Origin of the sequence: Dyella sp. OK004 (genome assembly GCF_900114495.1) — a bacterium.
In the GTDB taxonomy this organism is placed as follows: Bacteria; Pseudomonadota; Gammaproteobacteria; order Xanthomonadales; family Rhodanobacteraceae; genus Dyella_D.
This window is the reverse complement of the sequence record NZ_FOZI01000002.1, coordinates 920,593-935,544: the sequence shown is the minus strand read 5'-3', so window position 1 is coordinate 935,544 and position 14,952 is coordinate 920,593. Positions and strand designations below refer to the sequence as shown.

The following is a 14,952-nucleotide window of genomic DNA, read 5'->3' as shown; positions in this document are numbered from 1 at the left end:
TATGCAGATACAACCCATACTCGCGGCCCTTCGCCGTCACCGGCTCGCCTCGCTATTGATCGGCCTGGAGATCGCGCTGGCCTGCGCGGTGTTATGCAACGCGTGTTTCCTGATCGCCAATCGCGTCCAGGACATACATGTTCAAAGCGGTATCGACGAGACCTCGCTCGCGTCATTGAAGATCAGCGGCTACGAAGACAGCCAGTCTGTAGATATCAATGCGAGGGTGACAGCAGGCCTTCGCGCTATCCCGGGCGTGCAGTCGGTCAGCGTGCTCAACTCCATTCCGTTTGGTGAGCGGCGCGGCACGTCGGGCATCACCACAGATGCCGAGGGCCAGCATTTGGGCGGAGTGATCGAGTTTTATCTCGGTGGCCCGGGCAGTGCGGAGGCATTGGGATTGCATGTGGTCGCTGGCCGCGCCTTGCAGGCGGATGACTATCAACCGTTCACCGGTGTTTTCCCGAGTTCCGCGCCTGTGCTGATGACACGCGAGCTGGCTGAGCATTTGTGGCCCGGCGCCGACCCGCTGGGTAAGCCATTTTGGCTGGACAAATGGCGTTATCAGGTAGTCGGTATCATCGATCATCTGGTAACACCTGATCCGGGCATGCGCGGCGCCGGCACCTCGGGTTGGTCCGTCTTCGTCCCCGGGCAGCCGGGGCCGATGCTTTCGGGCAACTATCTGATCAAGGCAGCACCGGCTGATATCCAGCGCGTGCTACGCGATGCTCGCGAGGCCATCGCTATAGTGGCGCCGGATGTTGTGCTCGATCAGCAGGGTACGCAGACCATCAGCGATCTACGCGAAAAATTCTTTCAGCAGGATCGTGTCATGACCGGCATGCTAGTCGGCGTAATCGTCGCGTTGCTGATGGTGACAGCGCTCGGTATCGTCGGCCTGGCCAGCTTCTGGGTGCAGCAGCGCCGCAAGCAGATCGGCATCCGCCGCGCTATTGGCGCGACGCGGCATGACATTCTCAGCTATTTCCAGACCGAGAACTTCCTGATCGTCACTGGTGGCATTGCACTGGGCATGGTGATGGCATTCGCACTCAATTTGCTGCTGATGAAGTTCTACGAACTGCCACGCCTGCCGTTGTTCTACTTGCCGGTTGGCGCAGTGGTGCTGTGGGCTTTGGGGCAGCTGGCGGTGTTGGGGCCGGCACTGAAGGCGGCGGCGGTTCCGCCGGTAGTGGCGACGCGATCGGTGTGATTTACGTGCGCTCTGGCACGTGATGGACGGCTCCGATGCGGTCACAATAGGTTTTTGCATTCCGCATTGGAGATCCGCCCATGAAGTTGGTGTCGTTGATGATCTGCGCGAGCTTGATGGGCTCGGTCACCCTGGCGTTGGCTGAGCCGGTGGCGAAGCCTGCCCAGGCTGACGTGGCAACCCGGGTGAAGGCCCTCAATGCGCTGCTCGCCGAGCAATGGCAGCACTCGCTGCAGAACGCGCCGGAGTTCGCCACCATCCTTGGCGACCTGCGCTACAACGATCGCTGGAGCGATGCGTCGCTGGCGCATGTGGCGGCGGAGCGCAAGGTCACCGAGGGTTTCCTCAAGCGTTTCGAGGCCATCGACACCACCGGCTTCCCGGAAGAGGACAAGCTCAACCAGCAACTGATGGTGCGCCAGCTCAAGGACAACCTGCGCGGCGTCGACCTCAAGCTATATGAGATGCCGCTGGAGCAGATGAGCGGCGTGCATCTGCAGTTGCCGGGTTTTGTCAGCTCGATTCCCTTCGACACCACCAAGCAGTACGAGGATTACCTGGCGCGCCTGCGCGCGATTCCGCAGGTGCTGGAGCAGGCCACCGCGGTGGCGCGGCAGGGTATGAAGGACGGCATGATGCCGCCGCGCTATCTGCTGGAAAAAGTGGTGACGCAGATCGACAGCATCGCCAAGCCGGCGGGTGAGGAGAATGCGTTCGCCGAACCGCTGAAGCATTTCCCTGACGCGGTGCCGCAGGCGGACCGCAAGCGTCTGCACGATGCGATCGTCGCCGCCATCGACAACCAGGTGCGTCCGGCGTATCGCAAGCTCGGCGAGTTCGTGGCCAAGGATTACGCGCCACATGGCCGTACCCAGCCCGGTATCTGGCAGTTGCCGAACGGCGACGCCATCTATCGCTACGACGTCGAGCAGATGACCACGACCAAGGAGAGCCCGGAGCACATCCACGAGCTCGGCCTGGCCGAGGTGACGCGCATCGAGGTGGAGATGACCGCCATCGCCAAGGCGCAGGGTTACAAGGACCTGGTCAGCTTCCGCGATGCGCTGAAGACCGACCCGAAGGTGCATCCGACGTCGCGCGAAGACATCCTCAACCGCTATCGCGGCTTTATCGCGCAGATGCAGCCGGAGCTGCCGAAGCTGTTCGGCCTGCTGCCGAAGACCAAGGTGGAAGTGTTGCCGGTCGAGGCGTACCGCGAGAAGGAAGCGCCCGGTGCCGAATACCACCAGGGCACGCCGGACGGTTCGCGGCCGGGGCAGGTGTACGTCAACACCGGCGACTTCGCCAATCGCACCACGCCGACGATTGAATCGACCGCGTATCACGAGGCGATTCCCGGCCATCACATGCAGATCTCGATCGCGCAGACCTTGCCGGCGCTACCGCCGTTCCGCCAGCAGGCAGGCTATACCGCCTACATCGAGGGCTGGGCGCTGTATGCGGAGCGCCTGGGCAAGGATATCGGCTTCTACAAGGACCCGATCTCCGACTACGGCCGCCTGTCCGACGAGCTGCTGCGTGCGAACCGCCTGGTGCTCGACACCGGTGTGCACTACAAGCACTGGACGCGCCAGCAGATGGTGGATTTCTTCCACGCACACTCCAGCCAGGACGAGCCGGATTTGCAGGCCGAGACCGATCGCTACGTCACCTGGCCGGGCCAGGCGCTGGCTTACAAGATGGGGCAGCTGAAGATTCTCGAGCTGCGTGAGCGGGCGAAGAAGACGCTGGGCGACAAGTTCGATATCCGCGCTTTCCACGACGAAATCCTCGGCGGTGGCGCACTGCCGCTGGACGTGCTGGAAGCCCGCACCGATGCCTGGATCGCCGCGGTGCAGGCTGGCAAGGCGTCGGCCCACCCAGTGGCGGCGCCATGAGCCTGACTAGGCCGATGGTCATTACAACCTTTTGCCGGCAGGATGCATCCATGTCTGCATGCGTAAGAGCCCGATGCGAACTGTCCTGATCATTGACGACAACCCGGCCGTGGGGGAGGCGCTGTCGCTGGCGCTGTCCCTGCACGAAATCCGTCCACTGACCGCGCTGACGCCGGAACAGGGCCTCGAGATGCTCGAACGCGAGCGCATCGACGTGGTGATTCAGGATATGAATTTCACCGCGGACACCACCTCGGGCGAGGAGGGCGTGGCACTGTTCCGCGCCATCCGGCAGCGCCATACCGATCTGCCGGTGATCCTGCTGACCGCCTGGACGCATCTGGAAACCGCGGTGGAACTGGTTAAGGCGGGCGCCGCCGACTATCTGGCCAAGCCCTGGGATGACGCCAAGTTGCTGGCGACGGTGGAGAACCTCTTGGAGCTGTCCGAATCGACCCGCGAAGTGGCGCGCGCACGCAACGAGCGTCGCAAGCGCCGCGAGGATCTGCAGCGCCGCTACGACCTCGATAGCCTGGTCTTCGCTTCCGAGGGGATGGCCCGCACGCTGGAGTTGGCTTGCCAGGTCGCACGCTCGGATGTGCCGGTGCTGATCACCGGCCCCAACGGCGCTGGCAAGGAACGCATCGCGGCTATCGTGCATGCCAACTCGGCGGTCAAGCGCGGTTCCTTCATCGCGGTGAACTGTGGTGCGTTGCCCGGTGAGCTGATCGAGGCCGAATTGTTTGGTGCCGAGGCCGGTGCGTATACCGGCGCCAATAAGGCGCGCGAAGGCCGCTTCGAGCTGGCCGATGGCGGCACGCTGTTCCTCGACGAGATTGGCAACCTGTCGCTGTCGGGTCAGGTGAAGTTGTTGCGCGTGCTGGAGACGGGGCAGTTCGAACGCCTGGGTTCCGGCCGCACGCGGCAAGTGAAGGTGCGTGTGCTGAGCGCAACCAATGCGGACCTGAAGGCAATGATCCGTGCGGGTACGTTCCGCGAAGACTTGTATTACCGCCTCAACGTGATCGAGGTGAATCTGCCGCCGCTGGCCGACCGCAGCGACGACATCCTGCCGCTGGCGGAACACTTCCTCGGCGGTCGCGCCGAGTTGGGTGAGGCGGCGCGCGAGTCGCTGCTGTCGTACGCCTGGCCGGGCAATGTGCGCGAGTTGAAGAATGCGATCGAACGTGCGGCCTTGCTGGCTGGCGATGGCCGCGTCACGCCGGAGCAACTCAACCTGCCGCAGTCGCCGCTGAATGCGACGCGCAATCTGGATGAGCCGAGTCGTGAGGCGGTGGAGGTTGCGTTGAACAAGGCGGATGGGGTGGTGAGTCGGGCGGCGCAGGCGTTGGGGTTGTCGAGGCAGGCGTTGTATCGGCGGATGGAGAGGTATGGGTTGGCGGCGCAGAGTTGATAGCGCGGCGCAGCTGGTCAGTGTTTTGCACTAGCTCCCCCTCCCCTTCGGGGAGTGGGTTGGGGTGAGGGGCGGGTGCTTGCGATGTTCCCTCCTACTTCGTCATTCCGGCGCAGGCCGGAGGCGCTTTTCAACAGCGAAGCTGGTCATCCAGTGCCTTATCGCTCGGTTGTCGCGTCTGCGTGCCCTGGCTCGCCTGCCGCGGGCTTCCGAACCGCTGCCGCGGTCCGGGTCACTTTCTCTTTGCTGGCCCACGCACCCGCAGGAGCGGGTGCGAACAGTGCAGCTGGCCCGAAGGGCGGAGGGCATGGATGCCCGGAGTAAAGAGAAAGTAACCAAAGAGAAATGGCCTGAAGAGCAGGCGGCGGGCTTTGTAGCGGCGCCTTTTCCAGTGTCAGGCGTCGGGATAGTTCTCTTTTGCTCTGATCGTCTATTTCCCCATCGAAGCGCCACACCTCCCTCTCCCCTCCGGGGAGAGTGTTGGGGTGAGGGGTGGGTGCTCGATACGACGTCGCTACTTCACAAGCTTCACTCACGCATGCCGAAAGATGGTTGCCGTCGTTGATGGGGCATATCAAGATGCCGGGCATTGCTGGTGGTCAGGGAATCTGTCATGCGTTCGATGGTGGTGACGGGCATGGTTTGTGCCTTGTTGTTCGCGGCGGCGGCGCAGGGGCAGTCGGCGGTGCCGGCGGGGAGTGATAGCTGGCCGGCGCCGGCGCGTGCGGGAAGTGTGAGCTATGGCAGTAGTGCCAGTGTGCCGCGCGAGCAGGCGGGGAGTTTCCGGTTCAAGGATGACGACAAGGCATACAAGTCGCGCATTCAGATGCAGTCGCCTAAGCGCACGTATGGGCGGCCGGAGCGTACCTGCGAGTTGAATCCGTCGGCGTCGTCCTGCCTGATTCCGAGTACCAAACCGGCATCGGTCCGCTAGCGTGTGGCGTCGCCTGAATACGCTGAAGGTGCGGCTGGCGCTGCTGTTATGCCTGGCTTATGCGTCGGGTGCGTTGATTTATGTAGGCGTGACGCAGTGGCCGTTACCGCAATTGCTGCAATGGATGAAGCACGATCTCGGCGTGACGGTGCGGGCACCGGCGCATATGGGGGTCTGGAGCGGACTGTTGGTCAGCGCGGTGCTGGCTTTGCCGTTGTCGATCTGGCTGGCGGGGCGGGTGATGCATCCGCTGAGCCGGTTGTTGCGCGCGCTGGAGGGTGCGGTCGCTAGTTATCGCGATGGCGATTTCAGTTTCTCGATCGCGGCGACGCGTGGGGATGAATTGGGTGAGTTGATCCGCATGCATAACGCGCTGGGGCAGACCTTGCGCGAGCAGCGGCAGCATCTGGCGCAGCGTGAGTTGCTGCTGGATACGGTGGTGCAGAACACGCCGGTGGCGCTGGTACTGACCGATGCGACCGGTCGCGTGACCTACGCCAATATCGCGGCGCGTCATCTCTTCAATGAAGGGCGCAGCCTGCATGGGCTGGATTTCATGGAGTTGATCGAGGGTTCGCCGGAGGCGCTGCGCCGTGCGGTGAAGAGCGGCGAAGATGCGTTGCTGACAGTGGAGATGGATGGCAGCGAGGAGACGTTCCATTTGTCGCAGCGCAGCTTCCGTCTGCAAGGGCGGCCGCATCGGCTGCAATTGTTCCGGCGCATGACGCGCGAGCTGTCGCGGCAGGAAGTGGCGACGTGGAAGCGGGTGATCCGCGTGATCAGCCATGAGCTCAATAACTCGCTGGCGCCGATTTCCTCGCTAGCGCATTCCGGTGCGGAGCTGGCGCGGCGTGGCGATACCGCGCGCTTGCCCGGTGTGTTCGCCACTATCGGTGAGCGTGCACGACATCTGCACGGTTTCATCGCCGGCTATGCGAGCTTCGCCAAGCTGCCGGCACCGCAGCCGGTGGCGATCGACTGGAAAAGCTTTCTGGACGGGCTGGCGTTGCATTGCGTGTTCAAGCTGGGTGGCAGCGTGCCGGAGCTGTCGGGCTGGTTCGATGCCGCGCAGGTCGAACAGGTGCTGATCAACCTGATCAAGAACGCGCATGAATCGGGCAGCGCGGACGATGAGGTGTCGCTGTCGCTGACAGTGATCGGGCGCGATCTGCGCATCGAGGTGGCCGACCGCGGTCCGGGTATGAGTGAGACCGTGCTGGCGCAGGCGCTGCTGCCGTTCTATTCCACCAAGCGCTCCGGCACCGGCCTGGGGCTGGCGCTGGCGCGCGAGATCGTGGAAGCGCATGGCGGGCGCATTACGCTGGCCAACCGGGAGCAGGGTGGCCTTCGCGTTAGCCTGCTGCTGCCGCTCAACGTTACGTAATCACGTAACCGGCGCGCGTCGCGCACTCGCCTATACTCATGGCCTGATCAAGGACAGGAGGTAGCCATGGGACAGCTGTTTGCACTCGTCGTTGTTGTCGTTGCGATCATCGTGATCGCCAAACTGGTTCGCATCGTGCCGCAGGGTTACGAATGGACAGTGGAGCGTTTCGGCAAGTACACGCGCACGCTGACGCCCGGCCTGCATTTTCTGATTCCGTTCATCTATAGCATCGGTCGCAAGATAAACATGATGGAGCAGGTGCTCGACGTACCTTCGCAAGACGTCATCACCAAGGACAACGCCGTGGTGCGTGTGGACGGTGTGGTGTTCTATCAGGTGCTGGACGCCGCCAAGGCGGCGTACGAAGTGTCCAACCTGGAACAGGCCGCGCTTGCCTTGGTGATGACCAATATCCGTACGGTGCTGGGTTCGATGGATCTGGACGAATCGCTGAGCCAGCGCGACGCGATCAATGCGAAGCTGTTGCGCGTCGTGGATGAGGCGACCCATCCCTGGGGCGTCAAGGTCAACCGCATCGAGATCAAGGACATTGCGCCGCCGCGCGACTTGATCGATTCGATGGCGCGACAGATGAAAGCGGAGCGCGAGAAGCGCGCGAACATCCTTGAGGCCGAAGGTTTCCGTCAGGCAGCCATCCTCAAGGCCGAAGGTGAGAAGCAGTCGGTAATCCTGGCCGCTGAAGGTGAGAAGGAGGCGGCGTTCCGCGCCGCGGAGGCGCGCGAGCGTTCGGCTGAAGCCGAGGCCAAGGCCACGTCCATGGTTTCCGACGCGATCGCCAACGGCAATGTCAATGCGCTCAATTATTTCGTCGCCAACAAATACGTCGAAGCACTGAAGGAAATGGCGCACTCGCCCAACCAGAAGATGCTCATGTTGCCGATGGAGGCGACCGGCATATTAGGTTCACTCGCTGGTATCGCCGAGCTGGCCAAGGAGTCGTTGGGACAGCAGCAAGAGAAGGCAGCAGCCCGCCGTACCTGACGGGCTCATTGTAGGAGCGCACCCTGTGCGCGAACGGTCCCCAAGGACCGCGCTTTGTGTAACCGCTACGCAGGGCTTTCACTCGGGCCATCCACGGCCCTCGCCCTGCGGGCGGCTTCGCCGTGCAAACCGGCTTCCTGCCGGTTTGTCGCGCACAGGGTGCGCTCCTACGGCACTATCTTTGGCGTCTCTTTTGGGGGTGTTCCATGGTCGCAAGTGTTGCAACGCATTATCTGTGGTGGATTCTCGCCCTGGTGCTGATCGCGCTGGAGGTGATGCTGCCCGGCTATTTCATGTTGTGGATCGGTATCGCCGCCGCGGTCACTGGCGTGTTGATGCTGGTGCTTCCTGACCTGTCTCTGCAGTCGCAGGCCGTCGCTTTTGTGGTGCTGGCGTTCTTGTCCTGCGCTGCCTATTGGTATCTCCTGCGGCCTCGCCTGCAGCGTGATGAGCCCGGCGATGCACGCTTGAACCGGCGTGGCGAGCAGAAGATCGGCGAGCGCTATGAGCTGGCCGAAGCCATCGTCAATGGACGCGGCAAGGCGCGCGTGGGCGATGGCCTGTGGCTGGTCAGCGGGCCGGACCTGCCGGCGGGCAGCACGGTCGAGGTGGTCGCGGTTGAAGGCAATACGCTCAAGGTCAGGCCGGTTGCGTGAGGGCTATCCGGCCGACGCTCCGAATTAGACGGCCATACGTATTCAAGTCGCTGTCTTCCGGGTAAGAATGCAGCATGACTTTGTCGCCTGCCTCCTTTCCCGCTTCGCCGCCCGTCGTGGCGGCCAGCCAGTTCGCCACCACCGCACTGAATACGCGCATCGCCTTTCTGGTGGAGCTGGCGCGCCGGCTGCATCAATACGGCACCTCGGCGCCGCGCCTGGAGATGGCGATCTCGGGTTCCGCGCAGCGGCTGGGGCTGGTGGCGGATGTGTGGTCCAGCCCCACGGCGATCATCATTTCCTTTGCCGATCTGGCCCAAGGTGAGGACGGCCTGGCGCAAGTCACCCAGGTGATGCGCCTGCCGCCCGGCGACGTGAACCTGGCGCGACTGTGCCAGGCGGATCTGATCGCGGATCAGGTGATTGCCGGCGAGCTCGACATGCGCCAGGGTTTTCGCCTGCTGCGCGAGCTGGGCAAGCCGGATACGCGGCGCGCGCAGGCCGGCCTGATCGCCAGCTACGGCCTGGCGGCGGCCAGTGTGGTGGCGCTGCTGCTGCATAGCTCGTGGGCGGATCTGCTGACGACGGCGCTGATCGGTCTGATCATCGGCAGCATCACCGTGCTGTCGGCCACCCGTCCGCGCCTGGCGGTGGCGAGCGAGGCGATCAGCGCGCTGGTGGGTGCGGTCGTGGCGATCGTGGTGAGTGCTTTTGTGGTGCCGCTGGCAATCAAGTCGGTGGTGCTGGCGGGTCTGATCATGCTGATGCCGGGCATGGCTTTGACTACGGCTGTTCGAGAGCTGTCGAGCCAGCATCTGGTGGCAGGCATGGCACGAATCGGCGGGGCGATATCCACCTTGTTGAAGCTGACTTTCGGCACCGTAGCGGGCACGCAGCTGTGCGCGGCCGTAGGTATTTACCCGCATGACTATGCGTTGCCGCCGCTACCGGGCTGGACGGATTATCTGGCGCTGCCGCTGGCGGCCTTCGCTTTCGCCATTACGTTTCGCGCGGCGCGAAAGGATTGGCTGGTGGTGATGGCCGCGGTGGTTTTGGGTTATCTCGCCACGCGCTGGGGCGGCCTGGTTTCCGGCACCTTGCCGGCGGCGCCTTTTGGCGTATTTCTTGGCGGTTTCCTGCTCAGCGCATTGGCCAATGTTTATGCGCGTTATGCGCATCGTCCGGGTGCGGTGATCCGCGAGCCGGGCATCATTCTGCTGGTGCCCGGTAGTGTGGGATTCCGCAGTGTGTCGTATCTGTTGGAGCGCGATACCACGCTTGGACTGGATACCGGTTTATTGCTGATAACTCTATTGATTTCGCTGGTGGCGGGCCTGTTGTTCGGCGACCTGTTGGTGGCGCCGCGTCGCTCGCTTTGACCAAGCGAATAAGTCCATAAAAAACGCCGGCTTGTAACCGGCGTTTTTTATGTGCGAATCGGACAGAGCGCTGAGTAAAATCAGATCGCCAAGTCCTTTTCTTTCTTACCCGCTTTCAGCGCGTCGTTGAACCAGCGCGGACGCTTGCCGCGGCCGGACCAGGTCTGCTCCGGATCGGCGGGGTTGCGGTACTTCGGCGGAACCGTGCCGCCCGACTTGCGGACCTTGCCGCGGCCGTGGCCGAAGATGTCTTCGAAGGCATAACCTTCGGCCTTGATCAGCGCGTGGATCTTTTCGCGCAGCTTGCCGACCTTTTCCTTGCGCAGTTCGTTCTGGCGAACCTGTGCCTTGCTGATCAGGTCATTAAGCTGGTTGTGATTGAGATTCTTGATATCGACGGCCATATTTGCTCCCGGGATGACAATGAGCCATTAGCAGGCATTTGTTGTTTTAGGTGAAACCAAACACGTTGGGTTGCCTGTTTGATTCTGTACGATCCTTTCACCAATTGCAAAGCGCGGGTTCATTGGGATTATCAGGCGGCTAATGTCGGCCGGCTTGCGAGGCGCTTTCGCAAGAGTTTATTGACCGGGATTATTTCGGAAAATTCAATGCCAATGCTAAAGGCGCCGAATATGAAAACGGCCGCGACATGCGGCCGTTTTCAATGGCGGTTTTCAGCCGGCTCAGCCGAGCAGGGCAAATAGCTCGTCGGTGCCGATGGCACGGCTTTCCGCTTCATGGCGCGCGCGATATTCCAGAGTGCCGGCGGCCAAGCCGCGCTCGCTCACCACCACGCGATGCGGAATGCCGATCAGCTCCATATCGGCGAACATTGCGCCCGGCCGCAGGCCGCGATCGTCCAGCACGGCCTCGATGCCGCGTTCGCTGAGCTGCTGGTACAGCGAGTCGGCCGCCTGCGTGACCTCCGGCGCGTTCTTCGGGTTGATCACGCACACGGCGATGCGCCACGGCGCCATCGGCTCCGGCCAGATCACACCGGCCTCGTCGTGCCGCTGCTCGATGGCGGCGGCAACAATGCGGCTGACGCCGATGCCGTAGCAGCCCATCTGCATCACCTGCTTCTTGCCCTGCTCGTCGAGCACGGTGGCATCGAGCGCTTCGGCATATTTGTTACCCAGCTGGAACACGTGGCCCACTTCGATGCCGCGCGCGATTTGCAGGGTGCCCTTGCCATCCGGCGAGCGATCGCCAGCGACGACCTTGCGGATGTCTTCGACGCGGGTGACGCGTGCGTCGCGCTCCCAATTGGCGCCGGCGTAGTGGGTACCGTCCTGGTTGCCGCCGCAGACAAAGTCGGACAGCACGGCCGCGTCGCGGTCCACGATCACCGGGATCTCTGCCGGCAGGCCGGCCGGGCCGATAAAACCGGGGCGGGTGCCGGTGACGGCGAGGATCTCGGCCTCGCTGGCGAGCGCGGACGCACCCGGCAGCTCGGCCAGCTTGCCGGCCTTCACCTCGTTGACCTCATGGTCGCCGCGCACGCATAGCGCCACCAGGCCCTTGCTGCCCTGGACCAGGATGGTCTTCACGCACTGCTGCGGCGACACTTTAAGGAAGGCGGCCACCTCTTCGATGGTCTTCTGCGTGGGCGTGTCGATGCGCTTGAGTTCTGCCGCGGGAGCCGGACGGCTGGCGGTCGGCGCCAGCGCCTCGGCTTTTTCGATATTGGCCGCGTAGTCGGAGCCGTCAGAAAAGATGAGAGCGTCTTCGCCCGAGTCGGCCAGTACCTGGAACTCGTGGCTGGCGTTGCCGCCGATGGCGCCGGTGTCGGCCTGCACCGCGCGGAACTTCAGGCCCAGGCGGGTGAAGATGCGCGAGTACGCCTGGTACATCGCGTCGTAGGTTTCCTGCAGCGATTCCTGGCTGAGGTGGAAGGAGTAGGCGTCCTTCATCAGGAATTCGCGCGCGCGCATCACGCCGAAACGCGGGCGGATTTCGTCGCGGAACTTGGTCTGGATCTGATAGAAGTTGACCGGCAGCTGCTTGTAGCTCTTCAGCTCATTGCGCGCGAAGTCGGTGACCACTTCCTCGGCGGTGGGCGCGTAGCAGAACTCCTGCTCCTTGCGATCCTTGATCTTCAGCAACTGCGGGCCGAACTTGGCCCAGCGGCCGCTTTCCTCCCACAGCTCCTTGGGCTGGATGGTCGGCATCAGCATTTCGACGGCGCCGGCGCGGTCCATTTCCTCGCGCACCACTTTTTCCACTTTGCGCAGTACGCGCAGGCCCAGCGGTGACCAGGTGTACAGGCCGGAGGCGAGCTTGCGGATCATGCCGGCGCGCAGCATCAGGCGATGGCTGGCGATCTCGGCGTCGGCGGGCACTTCCTTGACGGTGGCCAAGTGGAACTGGCTGAGGCGCATGCGGGGGCATTCCGGCGTGATAAAGAAGCCGATTATAGCGGGGCTTCGCGCCGTCTCTGCCCTAAAACTGCAGGAGCCCACCCTGTGGGCGACGCAGCGTGAGCCGGTCGCGCATAGGGTGCGGTCCTACAAGGGTGCTTACTGGTTCGGGCAGAACTGCTTGTACTGGCCTTCGGCGGTGGCTTGCTGCTGTTTGCGCTGGGTGTCGTCCAGCAGCTTCTGCTGGCCACCATCCTGGGTCACCACCGGCTGCTTGCTACGCAGCAGATCCAGGTTGCTCCTCAGGGTGGTGCAGAGCTTGGTGCGGTTTTCCGGGGTGTCGGCGACCGGCTTCGGGGGCGGCTCCAACGATGCATGTTCAGAGGCGGGTTTCTCCGACGGGGTGACGGGCGATTCGACCGTGCCGGTGGTGGTGACGCGCTTGAACTGGGTGCCCTTCGGCGGCGGGCTGTCGGCGTAGTGCACGGTGCCGCTCGCATCGGTCCACTTGTAGGCCTGGGCCATGGCCAAAGGGGCAAGCAGCAGCAGGGCGACGGCGGTCAGCGGACGACGCATGGGTTTCTCCGGAGGGTCGATTTACAGGTGGCGCCCTTGTTAGCACCCCGCCGGACCGGACTCAAGCGATGGTTTACACTGCGCGCATTCCGTCACGGATTGATCCATGAGCGAGAGCACACCAGCCCGTACGCCGAGGCATCGGGGCATTTACCTGCTGCCTAATCTGTTCACCACCGGCGCCATGTTCGCTGGCTTCTACGCCATTATCGCGAGCATTGGCGGCAGCTACAGCGACGCGGCCATCGCGGTGTTCGTGGCGGGCCTGCTGGACGGTATGGACGGCCGCGTGGCGCGCGCCACCGGTACGCAGAGCGAATTCGGCGTGCAGTACGACTCGTTGTCCGACCTGGTCAGTTTCGGCCTGGCGCCATCGCTTGTGATGTACACCTGGTCGCTGTCGGCGTTGAAAAACTATGGTCCGCTGTGGGGCAAGATCGGCTGGGCCGCCGCCTTTATCTATGCCGCCTGCGCTGCGCTGCGCCTGGCGCGCTTCAATACCCAGGTCGGTGTGATCGACAAGCGCTACTTCCAGGGCTTGGCCAGTCCTGCTGCGGCGGCGGTGTGCATGTCGTTCGTGTGGAGCATGGACAAGTTCGGCGTGGTCGGCGAAGAGGTGTGCTTCTTCACCCCGTTCCTGGCGGTGATCGTGGGCCTGCTGATGGTCAGCCGCTTCCGCTACTTCAGCTTCAAGTCGCTGCCGATGGGTGACCGCGACCGCGTGCCGTTTCTGTGGATCATCGTGGGTCTGCTGATCCTGATTCCGTTCTTCGTGGATCCGCCGCGCGTGTTGTTCGTGGTGTTCACGCTGTATCTGTTGTCCGGTCCCGCCATGACGCTGTGGGGCCGCGCCACCCATCGCCGCCGCCGCGGAGCGGCATGAGCGCAGTGGCTCACCTGTCTGCCAGCCCATCACATCGCACGCGGGTGCTGCGCGCCCTCGGCGTGATGCCATGGGTGCAGCGCGCCGCCGCTTCGTCGCGTACCAATGACACGCTTGCGGTGACGGCGCCGATGCCCGAGGCGCAGGTGGGCGATTGCGTCGTATTGCTGCCCGCAGGTTGCGACACCAAGGCACTCGATCTGCTGGGGCGAGCTTTGCATGCCTTCGGCCCCGCGCTGGCGCGTGCCGCGCGCATCGAAGTGCGCGACGGTCAGTTGTCCGCGGCGCCAGTGGCACGTGCTTATCTGGTCTTCGGCGAAGCACAGGCGCATGCCTTGGGCCGCGAGCTGCCGGCGGCCACGCTCAACCAGGCGCATATCGTGCTGGCCGACGAGCCGGCCGGCGTGCATGCCTCCGCCGCGGGCAAGCGGCGCCTGTGGCAAGCCTTGCGCAACCTGCGCCGCGCGCTGGCGCAATCCGGGGCCTGAGCCGATGGTCGCCGTCGCCCGGCCCCATGCGGAAGTCCGCGCGATGCGGCGGGACGATCTACCCGGAGTCGCCGCGCTGGAGGGTGCTTCTTACGACTTTCCGTGGAGCGAAGGCATCTTCAGCGATTGCCTGAAGGCGGGGCATCCGTGCTGGGTGTTATGGGTCGAGGGCGAGATGGCCGGTTACGGTGTGTTGTCCGTCGCGGCCGGTGAAGCGCATGTGCTCAACCTTTGCATCGGGCAGGCTTATCGCGGGCTGGGCCTGGGGCGGCATCTGCTGAAGCGTTTGCTGGATGTGGCGCGCTGGAATGGTGCGCAGCGGGTGTTTCTGGAGGTGCGGCCTTCTAATCCGGTGGCGCAGACGCTTTATCAGTCGGCGGGGTTTGCGGAGATTGGTCGGCGGCCTAATTACTATCCGGCGAGGCAGGGTAGGGAGGATGCGATTGTGATGGCGTTGGATTTGGTGGCGTCTTAGCGTGTTGCTCCTTTTCGCTTTGGTGATCCGAAGGTTGTCCCTGTAGGAGAGGTAGTCGGGGTGAGGGTTCGGCCCTTGCGACACCGTCTCCACTTCGTCATTCCGGCGCAGGCCGGAATCCAGTGGCGTTATCGCTCGGTTTTAGCCTCTGCGTGCGCTGGCTCGCCTGCCGCGGGCTTTCGAACCGCTGCCGCGGTCCGAGTCACTTTCTCTTTGCTGTTCCAAAGAGAAAGTAACCAAAGAGAAATGGCCTGAGAGCAGGCGGTGTGCTTTGTAGCTGC

General features: G+C 63.4%; 14 protein-coding genes. 11 read left to right on the top strand and 3 right to left on the bottom strand.

Annotated elements, in window-relative coordinates; all coding sequences use genetic code 11:
- Position 1 precedes the first annotated feature (1 nt).
- The 8 genes from BM338_RS10855 to BM338_RS10820 all read left to right on the top strand — a co-directional run bounded on the left by BM338_RS10855 (position 2) and on the right by BM338_RS10820 (position 9,886).
- Complete coding sequence (locus tag BM338_RS10855) at positions 2 to 1,216, top strand: ABC transporter permease (protein WP_090450886.1); 1,215 nt, start codon at positions 2 to 4, stop codon at positions 1,214 to 1,216.
- Between the two features lie 80 nt (positions 1,217 to 1,296).
- On the top strand, positions 1,297 to 3,114 hold the full coding sequence (locus BM338_RS10850) for a DUF885 domain-containing protein (protein ID WP_090450885.1): 1,818 nt from the start codon (positions 1,297 to 1,299) through the stop codon (positions 3,112 to 3,114).
- 73 nt (positions 3,115 to 3,187) lie between these two features.
- Complete coding sequence (locus BM338_RS10845) at positions 3,188 to 4,528, top strand: sigma-54-dependent transcriptional regulator (RefSeq protein ID WP_090450884.1); 1,341 nt, start codon at positions 3,188 to 3,190, stop codon at positions 4,526 to 4,528.
- A 613-nt stretch (positions 4,529 to 5,141) separates the two neighbouring features.
- Positions 5,142 to 5,462: a hypothetical protein gene (locus BM338_RS10840; protein ID WP_090450883.1), complete on the top strand. Its 321-nt coding sequence runs from the start codon at positions 5,142 to 5,144 to the stop codon at positions 5,460 to 5,462.
- A gap of 1 nt (position 5,463) precedes the next feature.
- Positions 5,464 to 6,846 (top strand): sensor histidine kinase, encoded by a 1,383-nt coding sequence (locus tag BM338_RS10835; RefSeq protein ID WP_090450882.1) that lies wholly within the window; start codon positions 5,464 to 5,466, stop codon positions 6,844 to 6,846.
- 66 nt (positions 6,847 to 6,912) lie between these two features.
- Positions 6,913 to 7,851: an SPFH domain-containing protein gene (locus BM338_RS10830; protein ID WP_090450881.1), complete on the top strand. Its 939-nt coding sequence runs from the start codon at positions 6,913 to 6,915 to the stop codon at positions 7,849 to 7,851.
- Positions 7,852 to 8,057: 206 nt separating this feature from the next.
- Positions 8,058 to 8,507 carry an NfeD family protein gene (locus BM338_RS10825; protein WP_090450880.1) on the top strand — a complete coding sequence of 150 codons (450 nt, stop codon included), beginning with the start codon at positions 8,058 to 8,060 and terminating at the stop codon, positions 8,505 to 8,507.
- A gap of 74 nt (positions 8,508 to 8,581) precedes the next feature.
- Positions 8,582 to 9,886 (top strand): threonine/serine exporter family protein, encoded by a 1,305-nt coding sequence (locus tag BM338_RS10820; RefSeq protein WP_090450879.1) that lies wholly within the window; start codon positions 8,582 to 8,584, stop codon positions 9,884 to 9,886.
- 80 nt (positions 9,887 to 9,966) lie between these two features.
- Here BM338_RS10820 and BM338_RS10815 read toward each other — a convergent pair whose 3' ends face one another.
- From BM338_RS10815 to BM338_RS10805, 3 genes are all read right to left on the bottom strand, one after another.
- Positions 9,967 to 10,290, bottom strand: coding sequence for an H-NS histone family protein (locus tag BM338_RS10815; protein WP_090450878.1), 324 nt, complete (start codon positions 10,288 to 10,290; stop codon positions 9,967 to 9,969).
- A 282-nt stretch (positions 10,291 to 10,572) separates the two neighbouring features.
- Positions 10,573 to 12,270, bottom strand: coding sequence for a proline--tRNA ligase (locus BM338_RS10810; RefSeq protein WP_090450877.1), 1,698 nt, complete (start codon positions 12,268 to 12,270; stop codon positions 10,573 to 10,575).
- Between the two features lie 138 nt (positions 12,271 to 12,408).
- Positions 12,409 to 12,825, bottom strand: a complete 417-nt coding sequence (locus tag BM338_RS10805; RefSeq protein ID WP_090450876.1) for a DUF4124 domain-containing protein — start codon at positions 12,823 to 12,825, stop codon at positions 12,409 to 12,411.
- 106 nt (positions 12,826 to 12,931) lie between these two features.
- Between BM338_RS10805 and BM338_RS10800 the strand changes: the two genes are divergently transcribed.
- Genes BM338_RS10800 through rimI form a run of 3 tightly spaced genes read left to right on the top strand, consistent with a single transcriptional unit; the run spans position 12,932 to position 14,671 of the window.
- Complete coding sequence (locus BM338_RS10800; RefSeq protein WP_090450875.1) at positions 12,932 to 13,708, top strand: CDP-alcohol phosphatidyltransferase family protein; 777 nt, start codon at positions 12,932 to 12,934, stop codon at positions 13,706 to 13,708.
- Positions 13,705 to 14,196, top strand: coding sequence for a hypothetical protein (locus tag BM338_RS10795; protein ID WP_090450874.1), 492 nt, complete (start codon positions 13,705 to 13,707; stop codon positions 14,194 to 14,196). Before BM338_RS10800 ends, BM338_RS10795 begins: the two co-directional genes overlap by 4 nt.
- A 4-nt stretch (positions 14,197 to 14,200) precedes the next feature.
- The gene (gene rimI, locus BM338_RS10790) at positions 14,201 to 14,671 is read left to right on the top strand and encodes a ribosomal protein S18-alanine N-acetyltransferase (protein WP_090450873.1); all 471 of its coding nucleotides are present in this window, start codon (positions 14,201 to 14,203) and stop codon (positions 14,669 to 14,671) included.
- Positions 14,672 to 14,952 lie beyond the last annotated feature (281 nt).

What these genes read in the sequence shown, in the direction of transcription:
- rimI (WP_090450873.1), top strand. Translation starts at nt 14,201, where the DNA reads ATGGTCGCCGTCGCCCGGCCCCATGCGGAAGTCCGCGCGATGCGGCGG.
- BM338_RS10825 (WP_090450880.1), top strand. Translation starts at nt 8,058, where the DNA reads ATGGTCGCAAGTGTTGCAACGCATTATCTGTGGTGGATTCTCGCCCTG.
- BM338_RS10800 (WP_090450875.1), top strand. Translation starts at nt 12,932, where the DNA reads ATGAGCGAGAGCACACCAGCCCGTACGCCGAGGCATCGGGGCATTTAC.
- BM338_RS10810 (WP_090450877.1), bottom strand. Translation starts at nt 12,270, where the DNA reads ATGCGCCTCAGCCAGTTCCACTTGGCCACCGTCAAGGAAGTGCCCGCC.
- BM338_RS10850 (WP_090450885.1), top strand. Translation starts at nt 1,297, where the DNA reads ATGAAGTTGGTGTCGTTGATGATCTGCGCGAGCTTGATGGGCTCGGTC.
- BM338_RS10845 (WP_090450884.1), top strand. Translation starts at nt 3,188, where the DNA reads ATGCGAACTGTCCTGATCATTGACGACAACCCGGCCGTGGGGGAGGCG.
- BM338_RS10830 (WP_090450881.1), top strand. Translation starts at nt 6,913, where the DNA reads ATGGGACAGCTGTTTGCACTCGTCGTTGTTGTCGTTGCGATCATCGTG.
- BM338_RS10815 (WP_090450878.1), bottom strand. Translation starts at nt 10,290, where the DNA reads ATGGCCGTCGATATCAAGAATCTCAATCACAACCAGCTTAATGACCTG.
- BM338_RS10855 (WP_090450886.1), top strand. Translation starts at nt 2, where the DNA reads ATGCAGATACAACCCATACTCGCGGCCCTTCGCCGTCACCGGCTCGCC.
- BM338_RS10840 (WP_090450883.1), top strand. Translation starts at nt 5,142, where the DNA reads ATGCGTTCGATGGTGGTGACGGGCATGGTTTGTGCCTTGTTGTTCGCG.
- BM338_RS10795 (WP_090450874.1), top strand. Translation starts at nt 13,705, where the DNA reads ATGAGCGCAGTGGCTCACCTGTCTGCCAGCCCATCACATCGCACGCGG.
- BM338_RS10820 (WP_090450879.1), top strand. Translation starts at nt 8,582, where the DNA reads ATGACTTTGTCGCCTGCCTCCTTTCCCGCTTCGCCGCCCGTCGTGGCG.
- BM338_RS10805 (WP_090450876.1), bottom strand. Translation starts at nt 12,825, where the DNA reads ATGCGTCGTCCGCTGACCGCCGTCGCCCTGCTGCTGCTTGCCCCTTTG.